Genomic DNA, 13,771 nt, shown 5'->3' with positions numbered 1-13,771 from the left:
CCCCATTCGTTGTGGCCCGGTCACCGCATGGCCCCCCGGGGCCGCGGGGGGGCCGCCCGCGGGGGTGGGCCGGCCCCCCCCCGGCGGCGCCACCAGTGCCGTGGCCCAAGCGCGTCGGGTTCGGCTCATCTGCCACCTCCTTGACGACTGTGGCGCCGATCCGACCACAGCCGCACCTGTTAGTGGAAGACTTTCCAAGTAGACGCTACGTAAATTACTTTCTAACCAACCGATCGGCGCAACGCGGCGAGGCCCCCGACCACGGGGAGTTCCACGACCGTCGACGTCAGGTCGATCGACAGCCCCGCGCCCGGGTCCGGCCGCAGCGTGTAGTCGTGGTCAGAAGAGATCAGCACGAACTCGACGCGGTGACCAGACGGGACCACGTAGTCGTTCGGCTCCAGCTCGACCTCGACCCGGTACTGCTTGCCCGGCTCGATCGGCTTGGTCCGCGACGGCGACACCCGGTTCTGCGGGTCGGTCCACCCGCGCGTGATCACGTGCGACGTGCCGTCCGGCGCCCGGTCCACCAGCAGCGCGGTCACGTTGGCCGCCGGCCGGTCGAACGAGATCGCCAGGTCGACCCGGGCCACGCCGGAGAACCGGAGCGGCGTGGAGGTCGGCCCCGTCGTGTACGACAGTCGGTTGCCGGAGGTGGGCAGGTCGATCAGGTCCTCGGCGAGCTTGGACGAGTCGTCGCGCAACGTCTCGACCACCGCGTTGCCGGGCACGGACGCGAACCGCAGCGCGCCCTTGGCCGTGCCGCCCGCCCACGGGTACACCCGGGCGGTCGACGTGCCGGGAGCGGGCCAGTCGGCCTCGTCCACCCACGTGGTCTTGTCCTCGCGCTGGATCGTCGCCTTGGGCTCGCGCTCGATGCCGTTGTCGACGCCGTACAGGTAGTGGCTGAACCAGCGGTTGATCGTGCGCCGCCACTCGACCGACCGCAGCGTGTCCGGGTCGGTGTGCCCGGACTGGTGCAGCCAGATCTTGTGCTCCACGCCGTGCCGCCGCAGCGCGTCGTACCACTGCGCGACGTGCTTGACCTTGACGTTCCAGTCGCTCAGCCCGTGCACGGCCAGGACCGCGGCCCGCACCTTCGACGCGTCCTTGACGTAGTTGCGCTCGTCCCAGAACTCGCTGTAGTCGCCGGTCACGCGGTCCTGCCGGGCCGCCACGTCGGCGATGACCGGCTTGCAGACCTCCCGGTCCTCGCGCGTGTAGACGTACTCCGCGAGCACGTCCAGGTCCTCGCCCTGGAACGTGCCGGGCGCGACCACCGCGCCGTCGGCCCGGTAGTAGTCGTACCAGCTCGAGATGGCCGCGATGGGCACGATGGCCTCCAGGCCCTCGACCCCGGTGGCCGCCACGGCGTTGGGCAGGGTGCCGTTGTAGGACACGCCCATCATCGCGACCTTGCCGGTGGTCCAGCCCGCCGTGACCGGCGCCCCCGCCGCGTCACGCGCGGTGGTGCGGCCGTTGAGCCAGTCGACCACGGACTTCGAGCCCACGGTCTCGTTGTGGCCGCCCGAGGTGGGGCAGCCGGTCGACTTGCCGGTGCCGAGCGACTCGGCGTACACCATGGCGAAGCCGCGCGAGACGAAGTAGTCCTCGTAGCGGCCGGACCGGATCGGCGCCGGGTTGGGCCCGACGGCGGCGGCGATCCGCTCGTCCGCCTCGGCCTTGAGCAGCGAACCGTCCCGCTTGTCGTACCCGCCGCGCCGGTTCGGCACGTACAGCTCCACGTCCACGTCGTGGTTGGCCACGTCGTTGCCGCCGGAGAAGTACGGGCTGTTGAAGAACACCACCGGCACCTTCAGCCCGCGGTCGGTGGCCTTCTGGCGCACCACCTCGGTGTAGACCTCGTCGTCCTGGCCGTCGCGGTCGCTGTCGACCGGCGCGCGCACCCAGACGCTCTCGCGGACCACGTCCTTCGGGTCGAAGACGGGTTGCGCCTCGCCACCGACGAACACCGGGCCTTCCGCGACGGCGCCGGCCACCGCGGGCGTCAGCCCCAGCGGCAACGTCACCAGAGCGGCGAGCACCGCGGCTCTCCGTGCACCCTTCACGACCGAACCCCCATCATGTGTAGGACAGGTTTGCCGGTGACCCTCCCCCGCGCCCCAACCCCTGTCAAGGGTTCCGGAAGTCCACAGTGGACATCAATCGAAGACCCGACGAACGGCCCCTTGACCAGCGCCGGAGACCTGTGCAGACTCCCCCGGGCCATGCTTGACTTCATCGCCGCGCTGCCCAAAGTGGAGTTGCACGTCCACCTCGTCGGGTCAGCCTCCCCCGCCACCGTCCTCACCCTCGCCCGCCGGCACGCCGGGCACGGCGTCCCGACCGACGAGCCGGAGCTGCTCCGGTTCTACGAGTTCACCGGCTTCGGCCACTTCATCGACGTCTACGCCGCCGTGAACGACCTGGTCACCACGGGCGACGACGTCGCCGCGCTGGTGCTGGGCCTGGCCGAGGAGCAGGCGCGGCGCAACGTCCGCTACGCCGAGGTGACCGTGAGCGCGACCAGCCACCTGCGCGCGGGCATCGCGCCGGAGGAGCTGGACGAGGCGCTGACCACCAGCCGCGAGCAGGCGTTGGCCGAGCACGGCGTCGAGCTGGCGTGGGTGTTCGACATCCCCGGCCTGTGGGACCGGGACTTCGGCCTGACCAGCGCGAAGTACGCCGTCACGCACCGGCCGCCGGGCACCGTCGGCTTCGGGCTCGGCGGGTTCGAGGCGGACGCGCCCCGGCGGGCGTTCCGCGAGGCGTTCACCGTCGCCCGGGACGCGGGCCTGCACTGCGTGCCGCACGCGGGCGAGACCACCGGCCCGGACCAGGTCCGGGAAGCGCTCGACGAGCTGCACGCCGAGCGGATCGGCCACGGCGTCAACGCGGCGCGCGACCCCGAGCTGCTGCGGCGGCTGGCCGACGAGCGGATCACCCTGGAGGTGTGCCCGACCTCGAACCTCCGCACGGGCGCCGTCAAGGACCTGGAGGACCACCCGTTGCCGAGGCTGCTCGACGCGGGCGTGCCGGTCACCCTGGCCACGGACGACCCCGGCATGTTCCACACCGACCTGGACCGCGAGTACCTGCTGTGCCACGAGGTGTTCGGCCTGGGCCGCGGCGAGCTCGCCGAACTGGCCCGCACCGGGGTGCGGGCCAGTTTCGCCTCCGAGGACCTCAAGCGGTCACTGCTGGCCGAGATCGACGCGCTCGGTCACTGACACCGCTCGCCACCGCGACCCCGAGACCGGCCAGCGCCAGCGCCGCGCCCACCCAGTTGGGCGCGGTGTAGCCGAACCCGGCGTCGATCGCCGCGCCGCCCAGCCACGCGCCCGCCGCGTTGCCGAGGTTGAACGCGGCGATGTTCGCCGCCGACGCCAGCGCGGGCGCGCCCGACGCCTGCTCCAACACCCTGGCCTGCAACGGCGCCACGGTCGCGAACCCGAACACGCCGAACACCGCGATCGTGATCGCCGCCGGCACGGCCCACTGCGCGGTGAACGCGAACACCGCCAACACCACCGCCAACGCGCCCAGGAACGCGTACAGGCTCGGCATCAGACGACGGTCCGCCGCACGCCCGCCCACCACGTTCCCCACGAACAGCCCCACCCCGAACAGCACCAGCAGCCACGTCACCGCGCCCGGCGAGAACCCCGCCACCTCCGTCATCATCGGCGCGACGTAGGTGAACGACGCGAACACCGCGCCGAACCCGAGCGCCGTCGTGACCAGGGCCAGCCACACGCCCGGCCGCCGGAACACCGCCAGCTCGCCGCGCAGCCCGGTCGACGCGGGCTGCGGCGGCACCAGCGCCACGATCCCCACCAGCCCGAGCACGCCCAGCGCGGTCACCGCCCAGAACGTCGACCGCCACCCGAACTCCTGGCCCAGCGCCGTGCCCGCCGGCACGCCGAGCACGTTCGCCACGGTCAGCCCGGTGAACATCATCGCGATCGCCCGCGCCCGCCGCTGCGGCGCGACCAACCCGGCCGCGACCACCGACCCGACGCCGAAGAACGCGCCGTGGCACAGCGCGGCGACGACCCGGCCCACCATCAGCACCGCGTAGTCGTCGGCGACCGCGCACACCAGGTTGCCCAGGACGAACAACGCCATCAGGCCGACCAGCAGCTGCTTGCGCGGCAGCCGCGACCCGCCCGCCGTGATCAGCGGCGCGCCGACCACCACGCTGAGCGCGTAGCCGGACACGAGCAGCCCGGCGGACGGGATCGAGACCCCCAGGTCGCCCGCCACCTGCGGCAACAGGCCGACGATCACGAACTCCGTGGTCCCGATGCCGAACGCGCCGACGGCCAGCGCGAGCAACGCGGGCGGCATCACCGGGCACCGAGCCAGGTCCGCAGTTCGCCCAGCAGCACGCGGTACTCGTCGAGCTCGCCGTCCATCAGCACGAACGGGTGGATCGTGCCCTCGAACTCCCGCAACCGCACCGGCACGCCGGCCGCCGCCAACCGGGCGGCGTACCGCTCGCCGTCGTCGCGCACGGGGTCGTGCCCGGCGATGGCCACGAACGCGGGCGGCAGCCCGTCCACCGACGCGCGCAACGGCGCGGCGAGCTCCGAGACGGGGGTCGAACCGAGGTAGTGCGACCAGAACCACCGCATCGTCGCGGTCGACAGCCCACAGCCCGTCGCGTGCTCCGCGTAGGACCGGGTGGTGAAGTCGACGTCCAGCGCCGGCACCACCAGCACCTGGAACGCGAGGTCGAGCGCGCCGCGGGCCTTCAGGGCCACGGCGGCGGCGAGGTTGCCGCCCGCGCTGTCGCCCATGACCCCGATCCGCGCCGGGTCGACGTCCACCGACGCCGCGTGCTCGAACAGCCACGCCGTGGCCGCGTACGAGTCGTCCAGCGGCACGGGGAACGGGTGCTCCGGCGCCTTCTGGTAGTTCACCGCGAACACCGCGTGCCCGGTGGCGTTGGCCAACGCGCGCAGCGCCACGTCGTAGAGGTCGAGGTTGCACGTCACCCAGCCGCTGCCGTGCAGGAACACGATCGCCGGGAACGGCCCGTCGCCCTCGGGGTAGTAGATCCGCGCGGGCAGGTCGGCCGTCGGTCCGGGCACGAAGAGGTGCGCGACGCGCGCGACCGGCTCCCGCGGGCCCTGGAACGCGACGAACCCCCACTGCGCCCGGCGTGCCTCGGAGACGGTCAGCTCCTCCAGCGGTGGCGCGCCCGCGATCTTGTCCAGCACCGCGCGGGCCTGTTCGGTCAATGCCATGGACCAATCATGGGATGACCGGGCCTCATAAGTCCAAGGCATGTTCTTTCTGGAACGCATAAGCTGAAGTCATGACGTTGCGGCAGTTCGAGTACCTGATCACGGTCGTGGACGAGGGCTCCTTCACCCGCGCCGCCGAGTTGCTGCACGTCACCCAGCCCGCCCTCTCCCACCAGATCCTGGCCCTCGAACGGGCCGTGGGCACCCGGCTGCTCGACCGGCTGCCCCGCGCCGTCCGCCTCACTCTCGCCGGTCGCGCCTGGCTGCCCCACGCCCGTGCCGCCTTGGACGAGGCGGAGCGCGCGCTCACCGCCGCACGACGCACGGCGGGCGTGGAGTGCGGTGAACTGCGCGTGGCCACGCTCTACTCGCTCACCCTCGGCGTGCTGCCGGTCGTGCTCCGGCGTTGGCGCGCCGAGCACCCGGACGTCCGGATCCGCCTGTTCGAGCACCGCCACGCCGACGAGCTGCGGGAGGCGATGGCCGACGGGCAGGCCGACATCGCCCTCGGCCCCGAGCCGGTGAACTGGGTCGGCTTCACGCAGCGGCTCGGCGTGGAGGAGTTCGTGATCGTCCTGCCGCCCGACACGCACCACCGCGAGCCGATCGACCTGCGCGAGCTCGCCGACGTCGGGTGGGTGCACTACGCGCCGGGCAACGGCCTGGCGGACCTGGTCGACGCGGCGTGCGCGGACCGCGGCTTCCAGCCGGGCGCGGCCGTGCGCACCGAGCAGACCGCCGCGGCGCCCGTGCTGGCCGCGTCCGGGCTCGGGCCCGCGCTCGTGCCGCGCAACATCGTGCCGGAGACGTTCGACGGCACGGTCCTGCGCACCGATCCCCCGGTGCGGCGGACGCTGGTCGCGTACGGGCACAAAACGCCCGATCCGCTCGCCTCGGCCTTCGTGGCGCTGCTCGCCGGGGCAGGATGGGACGCATGAGGCTGGTCATCCTGGGCGGCGGCGGCTTCCGCGTGCCGCTCGTGCACAAGGCACTGGACGAGCACATCACCGAACTCGTGCTGCACGACGTGGACGCGCACCGGTTGAACGCGATCCGCCACGTGCTGCGCGACGGCCCGCCGGTCACCGCCACCACGGACCTGGACGAGGCGCTGCGCGGCGCGGACTTCGTGTTCTCCGCGATCCGGGTCGGTGGCCTGGCCGGACGCGCGATCGACGAGGAGGTGGCGCACGCGCACGGCGTCCTCGGGCAGGAGACCGTCGGCGCGGGCGGCATCGCGTACGGCCTGCGCACCGTGCCGGCGGCGGACGCGATCGCCCGGCGCATCGCCGAGCTCGCGCCGCACGCGTGGGTCGTCAACTTCACCAACCCGGCCGGGCTGATCACCGAGACCATGGCCCGCCACCTGGGCGAACGGGTGATCGGCATCTGCGACTCGCCGCTGGGCCTGTGCCGCCGCGTCGCCAAGGCGCTCGACCTGGAGAACCCGACGTTCGACTACGCGGGCCTGAACCACCTCGGCTGGCTGCAGGGCGTCTACCTGGGCACGGAGAACCTGCTGCCCACCCTGCTGGACGACGACGAGGCGTTGGCGGGGTTCGAGGAAGGCCGGCTCTTCGGCGCGGAGTGGCTGCGCGCGTTGGGCGTGATCCCCAACGAGTACCTGCACTACTACTACTCGACGCGTGAGGCGTTGGGCGACAACCGAGGCGCGTTCCTGCTCGACCAACAAAAACGCTTCTACGACGGCGACGTGGACTGGGAGACCACGCGGCTGGAGCGTGAAGCGACGTACATGGCTCAGGAACGGGAGCGCGACAGCCTCGAAGGCGGTGGCTACGAACACGTGGCCATGGCGCTCATGCGCGCCATCGCGGACAACGAGACCGCCACGCTGATCCTCAACGTGCCCAACAACTCCACCTTGTCCACAGTGGACGACGACGCGATCGTCGAGGTGCCGTGCGAAGTGGACGCCGCGGGCGCGCGTCCACTGCCGGTGAGCCCGCTGCCCGACCACGCGGCGGGCCTCGTCACGTCGGTCAAGGCCGTGGACCGGCTGATCATGGAGGGCACGCGCCCGGCCGCGCTCAAGGCGTTCGCCCTGCACCCGCTGGTCGACTCGGTCGCCACCGCCAGGAGCCTGCTGGACACCTACGTCCGCCGGCACCCGGAGCTGGCCTACCTGAGCTGAGCCCGGCCCAGCGCGTCCGCGCGCCGGGTCGTCTCCGGCAGCCGCGTCACGCACAGCCGCAGCACCTCGGCGCACGCCCGGTCGAGGTCGATGCGGTGACCCACGGACACGAACACCGGCTTCACCCCGTCCCGCGTCCGCAACGCCCGTCCCACGACCTCCCCGTCGTCCACGAGGTCGGTGTGCGCGCCGCGCGCGTCGTCCGGCATCTCGAACCGGCCCATCGGCGTCTTGGCCACGCCGACACTCGGCAGGCCGGTCACCACCCCGAGGTGGCAGGCCAGCCCGAACCGCCGCGGGTGCGCCAACCCCTGCCCGTCGCACACCAGCAGGTCCGGCGTCACGGTCAGCTTCCCCACCGCCTCCAGCAACGACGGCAGCTCCCGGAACGCGAACAGCCCCGGCACGTACGGGAAGTCCGCCTTGCCCGTCACCACGGCGGAGTCCACGGTCCGCAACGACTCCGCGTCCAGCACCACGACCGCCGCCGCCAGCCGTTCGTCGTCGGCGTAGGACACGTCGAGCCCGGCGACGTGCCGCACCACCAGCCCGGGATCGGTCACCGTCGACACCGAGGGCCGCAGCCGCTCCTGCTCGGCGATCGCCTCTTCTGGAGTCATTCCTTCTGGGGTCACGGGTGCCTCACCGAGGCGCGGTGGGCCGCGAGCAGGTCCTCGCCGAAGTCGCCGGACCGCCGTCGCCACACCGTGTGCGCGTGGTTGGCGTCGTTGTCCGTGTTGTCGTACTCGATCAGCAGGTCCGGCCCCTGGATCCGGTAGTAGTGCCCCGCACCGCGCTTGTCCGACCCCTCCCACGAGAAGTGCAGCCGGTCGGGGTCCAGCGCGTCGAACTCCTCGTCGGCCAGGTCGCCGGTGAGCCGGTCGAGGTAGTACCGCACCAGCCCGACGAGCAGCCCGCGCGAGGCGCGGTCGAGCTGGGCGGGCGTGACGCCGACGGGGTCGAGGTCGCCGACCCGGCGCGCGTTGCCGGTCTTCAGGTCCGGCGGCGGCGTGTCGGAGACCACGGCCAACCCGCGTGCCGTGCGACCCATCCGGTCCAGCAGCTCGCGCGCCAGCTCCTCTTCCAGCCGCAGCGGTTGGAGGACCGTGCGACCCCGGTACGTGGTGCGGGCCGGGTGCGCGCCGAGGAAGAACGGCGTCGCCGACACGCGCCCGTCGGCCACGACCACGCTCACCGACAGGTGGTGGCCCTCGACCCGCCAGCCCCACGGCTCGTCGCCGGGCTCGCCGAGCAGCACGGTCCAGTAGTCGCCCTGGTGCCGGTCGCGGGTGCCGCCTTCGCGGTCGTCGAGCACGTCCTCCAGCGCCATGATCGCCGTGGTCTGCGCGTAGGCGTGCGGGCTGAGCACGCACGACAGCAGCCGGTGCACGGCTTTGCGCTGGTCACGGGCCAGGTCGCCGTAGCCGAGGCCCGGCCGCTGCCCCGGCGTGTACGCCCATCGCGTGCGCAGGTCGTCGTCGGCCACGTCCCGGGCCGCCACCGCCCGCTGCCCGTCGTCGAGCAGGTCGAGGAAGCCCCTGGTGGCTTCGGCGATCTCGTGCAGCATCACTCGAACTTAGCCGCCCTGCGGTCGCGGAGCAGCGGCCGGGCGTCGGGCGTCGACGACGAGCAGGACGACCGGCAGGACCACCGCGAGCGCCAGTGTCACCACGTTGCCGACCTGGTCGACCACCGGCATGTGGTCGAGGTGCCCGAGGTGGAACACCAGGTGCGGCACGGCGAACACCAGGTAGGACACCAGGACGGCGCGGGCCAGGAGCAGGTTGGTCGCGGCGAACGCCAACACGACCGCGAGCGCCAGGTTGAGGCTGCCGAAGTCGCGCAGCAGGTGCTCGTTGAACGGCGGGAACATCGCCACCCAGTGGTGGCCGGGCGCCGGGAAGCCGTCGTAGAAGCCCTGCGGCGAGAGCAACGCCCAGCCGCCGACGCCCGCCTGCACGGCGGCCAGGAACCACAGTCCGATCCGGAGGAAGCTCATGCACCTCGGACGGCGTGCGCGGCCGAAGCGTGACAGGACCGGTGTCGTGGCTGACATCCTGGCCCGGTGTGGAATGGCGAACTCCTCGACCTCGACGCGTACCTCGACCGCGTCGCCTTCACCCCCGACCCCGCCGCCGACCGGGCGAGCACGCTGCGCGGCCTGCACCGCGCGCACCTGGCGGCCATCAGCTTCGAGAACGCCGACGTGCGCGACGGCGTGCCGATCGCGCTGGACGTGCCGTCGTTGCAGGGCAAGCTGGTCGCACGGCGGCGCGGCGGGTACTGCTTCGAGCAGAACCTGCTGTTCGCCGCCGTGCTCGACCGGCTCGGCTACGAGGTGACCGGGCTGACCGGCCGCGTGCTGCTCGGCCGCACGGGCGACATCCCCCGCACGCACGCCGTGCTGCGGGTGGACCGGCGCTGGCTGGTCGACGTCGGCTTCGGCGGCGGCGGGCTGCTGGAGCCGCTGCCGCTGACCGCCGGCGCGTCCGCCCGGCAGGGCGACTGGACGTTCCGGCTCGACCACGCCGACGGCGTGTGGACGCTCCGGTCGTTGCAGGCCGGCGACTGGTTCGCGCTGTACGACTTCACCGAGGACCCGCGCGGGCCCGCCGACTACCGGATCCTGAACTACTACATGTCCACGAACCCGGCGTCCTCGTTCGTCGGCCCACTGCTGGCGCAGCGCACCGACGACCACGCCCGCCACAACCTCAAGGACTTCGAGCTGACCGAGACGCGCCCGGACGGCTCGGTCGTCAAGCGCACCCTGACGCCCGGGGAGCGGGAGACGGTGCTGCGCGAGGAGTTCGGCCTGGACCTGCCCGACCGGGCTACGGCCAGGGCTTGAGCTCGGGCGCCTCGCCGGTGATCGTCCCGGCCGGCTCGCGGCCCGCCAGCCACGCGGTCAGGTCGGTGAGCGAGCCGGTCAGGGTGACGTCCTCGCCCTCGCCGATCCTCCACCGGCGTTCCGGGGCCTGGAGGGTGAGCCGGACGCCGTCGGGCACGCGGGCGGACAGGAAGTCGACGGCGTGCTCGCAGAACTCGGGCGACCAGGTGACGGTGCCGAGGTCGAGGTCGCGCAGGTGGATCTCGACCTCGCGCCAGACCCCGTAGGCGGTGCCGGTCAGCGTGCCGTCGCGGTAGTAGACCGGGGTGTCCCAGTCCCGGACGTCGTCCCACGCCTTGGTGAGCCGGGCGACGGCGTCGGCGATCGCGGCCCGGTGCTCCGCCGCGGAACGCCCGGCGCCCGCCTCGATCGCGGCGTCCCGGGCGGGTCGGCCACCGGGGTAGGGCTCGACCTTCGTGCCCTCGTGCTCGGCTTGGCCCGCCAGCGCGACCGTGACGTTCGCCAGGTGGACCAGCACGTGGCCACGGGTCCAGCCGGGCAGCGCCGACGGCTGCGCCACCTGCTCGTCGGTCAGGTCCTCGATCGCGGCGGCCAGCCTGCGGTGGGCGTCCAGCGCGTTCGCCTGGATCGTCACACGTTCCCCCTAATGGTTGATTCACTCAAGTCCGTTAGGGAACCTATCACTAGACTCGGCCAGGTGGCACTGGCTCTGGAGTTCGCGGGCACGGTCCGGCACGACGGGCACGGCGGGCTCGTGGACGACCTGGCCACGCCGGAGGGCTTCACCGCGTGGGCCGGGGTGCGGGCGGACGAGGCGCTGCGGCAGCGGGCGGTCGAGCTGCGCTGGGCCGTGCGGTCGCTGTTCGCGCACGCCGCGCAGGCCGACGAACGCCTGGACACGCCGCACCTGATGGACGTCGGACGCGCGCTGGAGGTCGTCAACGACGCCGCCGCGCGGGCGCCGCGGGCGGCGCGGTTGGAGTGGGACGATCAGCCGAGGCTGCGCTACGTGGACTCGGCCGACGAGGGCGACCGCCTGCTGGCGGCGGTGGCGACCGCGGCGATCGAGTTCCTGGCCGGCGGCACGCGGGCCGACCTGCGCGCCTGCCCCGCGCCCCGGTGCATCCGGTACTTCGTCAAGGCGCACCCACGGCAGGAGTGGTGCAAGCCCTCGTGCGGCAACCGGGCCAGGGTCAGCCGGCACTACCACCGCGGGCGCGACAGCTGACGACGCGGCCGCGCGGACACCCGGGGACGCCCGCGCGGCCGGTGGCTACCCCTGCACGATGTACGCGGTCAGCTGGTCGTGGTCTTCCTGCAACTGGTTGATCCGGCTCTTCACCACGTCGCCGATGCTCACGATGCCGACCAGCTCACCGCCGTCGACCACCGGCACGTGCCGGATGCGCCGCTCGGTCATCAACACCGTGAGGCTGTCGACCGAGTCCCGCGGCGTGCAGGTGAGCACCTCGCTGGTCATGATCTCCGCCACCGGCGCGGCCAGCAGCTCGCCGCCCCGGTCGTTCAGCTTCCGCACGACGTCGCGTTCGGACACGATCCCGGCGATGCCCCCGGGCCCGAGCACGACCATCGCGCCCACGTTGTGCTCGGCCAGCGCGGCGACGAGCTCCGCGACCGACGCTCTCGACTCGACCGTGGCCACGGCCGAACCCTTGTTGCGCAACACGTCAGCGATCCTCATGGGCGCCTCCCGATCTCCGCCAGACCCGGTTGCTACCCAGCTCAGGCTAGTTCGCCGAGGACGTGATCGGCAGATCGCGCGCCCGAAGAGAGCACGACCGGCGTCACGTCGTCCCGACCCGCGCGACCGTCGCGAGGACGCCCGCGGCGGTGATCGCGACCAGCACCACGACGGTCTGGTGGAACCCGCCGAGCGCCGCTCCCAACGCCGGCCCGACCGAGAAGCCGACCGTGCGGACCAGCGTCGTCACGCCTCCGGAGGTGCCCATCAGCTCCGGTGGCGTCCGCGCCATGACGGCCGCCGCGTTCGGCCCGGCGAACAGCCCGTGCCCGATCCCGACCACCGCCAGCCGCCACGCCAGGTCCCACGGGTCGTCACCCGCCTGGAGCAGCAGGACCGTACCGATCAAGGCCACCGCCGTGCCGACCACGGCGACCAGCCGGTACCCGTACCGGTCCGCGATGACCCCCGCCACCGGCGACAGCACCGCCATCCCCGCCGAGAACGCCAGCAGCACCAGCCCGACCGTGCGCGACGGGAGGTCCACCAACGCGTAGGGCACGGCGAAGTGCAGCGCACCGGCCCCGATCACGATCAGCACCATCGCCACCAGGGGCGCCGCCACCGACGGCAGCCGCACCACCCGCGCACCGAGCACCGCCGACTCGACCAGCAGCCGCGCGCCCGGCCACGGCAACCCGCGCCCGTCCGTCGCGATCCCCCGCCGCCCGACCAGCACGGCGAGCGCCACCACCGGCAGGTTGATCAGGAAGACGGACCGCCAGCCGAACAGGTCGGTCAGCACCCCGCCGAACGCCGGTCCGGCCACGCCGCTCAACGGGATCAGCGTGAGCACGATCCCCATCGCGCGCGCTCGGTGTTCCGGGCGCACGTTGGCCGCGATGACCGGCATGGCCAGTGCGCCGATCAACGCGCTGAACACCCCCTGCAAGGCCCGTCCGATCAACACCACCGCGGCGTTGGGCGCGAGCGCGATCAGCAGGCTGGTCGCCCCGAACCCGCCGACCGCCAGCAGGAACGCGGGCAGGTGCCCGGCCCGGTCCAGCCACCTGCCGGCCGGGATGCTCAACGCGATCAACGGGATGTTGTAGGCCAGCAGGACCCACTGGGTGACCGTGGGCCCGGCGTCGAGCTCCGCCCCGAGCACCGGCAACGCCACCGCCACGGCGGTGAGGTCGAGCGCCCCCAGCACGATCGCGGACGACACCGCCCACACCGCGCTCCAGCGGGTGCGCTCCACGACGGCGGTCACGCGGCCACCCGGCCGACCAGCTCGGCGAGCACCCCGCCCAGCGCCGCGCGCAGCTCGTGGTCCAGCAACCTGTCGTGCTCGTCGAACCGGCGGAACGCGTGCCCGACCACCACCGGCGCGCCGATCACCGTCGCACCGGCCGCGGTCAGCACCCTCCGCAGGTCCTCCTGCGCCGACGCCGCGCCGTGCGGGCTGGGGCTCGCGCCGACCACGGCGACCGGCTTGCCCGTCAGCACGCCCGTGCCGCGCGGCCGGGACGCCCAGTCCAGCGCGTTCTTCAACTGCCCCGGGACCGACCCGTTGTACTCCGGCGTCGCGATCAGCAACGCGGTGGCCGACGCGACCGCCTCCCGCAACGCCACGACCGGCGGCGGCACCGGTCCGTCCTCGGCGTCCTCGTCGAACGGCGGCACGGACGCCAGCCCGTCCCACGACGCCAACCGCGCGCCGGCCGGCAGCTCGTGCCGTGCGGCGGCCAACAGCCTCCGGTTGAACGACTGCGCGCGGAGGCTCCCCGCGATCCCCAAGATCTCCATGC

At 73.0% G+C, this 13,771-nt stretch carries 15 protein-coding genes; 5 read left to right on the top strand and 10 right to left on the bottom strand.

The genetic code is table 11. From position 1 onward, the window contains the following. Window positions 1-221: 221 nt before the first annotated feature. A complete protein-coding gene (locus AB0I91_RS26510; protein ID WP_499639332.1) occupies window positions 222-2,069 on the bottom strand; it encodes a Xaa-Pro dipeptidyl-peptidase in 1,848 nt (615 codons plus the stop codon). 159 nt (window positions 2,070-2,228) lie between these two features. On the opposite strand from AB0I91_RS26510, the gene add reads away from it, so the two are divergent. Next, entirely contained in the window at window positions 2,229-3,230 is a 1,002-nt protein-coding gene (gene add / locus AB0I91_RS26505; protein ID WP_499614724.1) for an adenosine deaminase, read from the top strand. Here the strand turns inward: add and AB0I91_RS26500 are convergent. Together AB0I91_RS26500 and AB0I91_RS26495 are read right to left on the bottom strand one after the other, a co-directional pair. After that, window positions 3,187-4,350, bottom strand: coding sequence for an MFS transporter (locus tag AB0I91_RS26500; protein ID WP_498773869.1), 1,164 nt, complete (start codon window positions 4,348-4,350; stop codon window positions 3,187-3,189). The two genes, add and AB0I91_RS26500, sit on opposite strands and share 44 nt — an antisense overlap. Continuing rightward, the gene (locus AB0I91_RS26495; RefSeq protein WP_499639330.1) at window positions 4,350-5,252 is read right to left on the bottom strand and encodes an alpha/beta hydrolase; all 903 of its coding nucleotides are present in this window, start codon (window positions 5,250-5,252) and stop codon (window positions 4,350-4,352) included. The genes AB0I91_RS26500 and AB0I91_RS26495 overlap by 1 nt, the downstream gene beginning before the upstream one ends. A gap of 71 nt (window positions 5,253-5,323) precedes the next feature. On the opposite strand from AB0I91_RS26495, the gene AB0I91_RS26490 reads away from it, so the two are divergent. Next, window positions 5,324-6,190: a LysR family transcriptional regulator gene (locus AB0I91_RS26490; RefSeq protein ID WP_499639328.1), complete on the top strand. Its 867-nt coding sequence runs from the start codon at window positions 5,324-5,326 to the stop codon at window positions 6,188-6,190. Next, a complete protein-coding gene (locus AB0I91_RS26485) occupies window positions 6,187-7,407 on the top strand; it encodes a family 4 glycosyl hydrolase (RefSeq protein WP_498773863.1) in 1,221 nt (406 codons plus the stop codon). Before AB0I91_RS26490 ends, AB0I91_RS26485 begins: the two co-directional genes overlap by 4 nt. Here the strand turns inward: AB0I91_RS26485 and AB0I91_RS26480 are convergent. Genes AB0I91_RS26480 through AB0I91_RS26470 form a run of 3 tightly spaced genes read right to left on the bottom strand, consistent with a single transcriptional unit; the run spans window position 7,395 to window position 9,406 of the window. Further along, window positions 7,395-8,027, bottom strand: a complete 633-nt coding sequence (locus AB0I91_RS26480) for an endonuclease V (RefSeq protein WP_499639326.1) — start codon at window positions 8,025-8,027, stop codon at window positions 7,395-7,397. The genes AB0I91_RS26485 and AB0I91_RS26480 overlap by 13 nt on opposite strands. A gap of 11 nt (window positions 8,028-8,038) precedes the next feature. Beyond that, entirely contained in the window at window positions 8,039-8,974 is a 936-nt protein-coding gene (locus AB0I91_RS26475; protein ID WP_499639324.1) for a DUF3500 domain-containing protein, read from the bottom strand. A gap of 9 nt (window positions 8,975-8,983) precedes the next feature. Next, window positions 8,984-9,406: a hypothetical protein gene (locus tag AB0I91_RS26470; protein ID WP_499614739.1), complete on the bottom strand. Its 423-nt coding sequence runs from the start codon at window positions 9,404-9,406 to the stop codon at window positions 8,984-8,986. A 66-nt stretch (window positions 9,407-9,472) separates the two neighbouring features. On the opposite strand from AB0I91_RS26470, the gene AB0I91_RS26465 reads away from it, so the two are divergent. Further along, a complete protein-coding gene (locus tag AB0I91_RS26465) occupies window positions 9,473-10,258 on the top strand; it encodes an arylamine N-acetyltransferase family protein (protein WP_498773855.1) in 786 nt (261 codons plus the stop codon). On the opposite strand, the gene AB0I91_RS26460 is transcribed toward AB0I91_RS26465, so the two are convergent. Then, window positions 10,242-10,892 (bottom strand): maleylpyruvate isomerase family mycothiol-dependent enzyme, encoded by a 651-nt coding sequence (locus AB0I91_RS26460; protein ID WP_499639321.1) that lies wholly within the window; start codon window positions 10,890-10,892, stop codon window positions 10,242-10,244. The two genes, AB0I91_RS26465 and AB0I91_RS26460, sit on opposite strands and share 17 nt — an antisense overlap. Window positions 10,893-10,955: 63 nt before the next feature. Here AB0I91_RS26460 and AB0I91_RS26455 point away from each other — a divergent pair, with 63 nt between their 5' ends. Then, window positions 10,956-11,486 (top strand): CGNR zinc finger domain-containing protein, encoded by a 531-nt coding sequence (locus AB0I91_RS26455; protein WP_498773851.1) that lies wholly within the window; start codon window positions 10,956-10,958, stop codon window positions 11,484-11,486. A 45-nt stretch (window positions 11,487-11,531) separates the two neighbouring features. Here AB0I91_RS26455 and AB0I91_RS26450 read toward each other — a convergent pair whose 3' ends face one another. From AB0I91_RS26450 to AB0I91_RS26440, 3 genes are all read right to left on the bottom strand, one after another. Continuing rightward, window positions 11,532-11,960: a CBS domain-containing protein gene (locus tag AB0I91_RS26450; RefSeq protein ID WP_498773849.1), complete on the bottom strand. Its 429-nt coding sequence runs from the start codon at window positions 11,958-11,960 to the stop codon at window positions 11,532-11,534. Between the two features lie 103 nt (window positions 11,961-12,063). Then, complete coding sequence (locus AB0I91_RS26445; protein ID WP_498773847.1) at window positions 12,064-13,233, bottom strand: MFS transporter; 1,170 nt, start codon at window positions 13,231-13,233, stop codon at window positions 12,064-12,066. Beyond that, on the bottom strand, window positions 13,230-13,769 hold the full coding sequence (locus tag AB0I91_RS26440) for an NADPH-dependent FMN reductase (RefSeq protein WP_499639319.1): 540 nt from the start codon (window positions 13,767-13,769) through the stop codon (window positions 13,230-13,232). The genes AB0I91_RS26445 and AB0I91_RS26440 overlap by 4 nt, the downstream gene beginning before the upstream one ends. Window positions 13,770-13,771 lie beyond the last annotated feature (2 nt).

This window comes from Actinosynnema sp. NPDC049800 (assembly GCF_040656635.1).
Lineage (GTDB): Bacteria > Actinomycetota > Actinomycetes > Mycobacteriales > Pseudonocardiaceae > Actinosynnema.
This window is presented reverse-complemented; position numbering and strand designations above follow the sequence as displayed.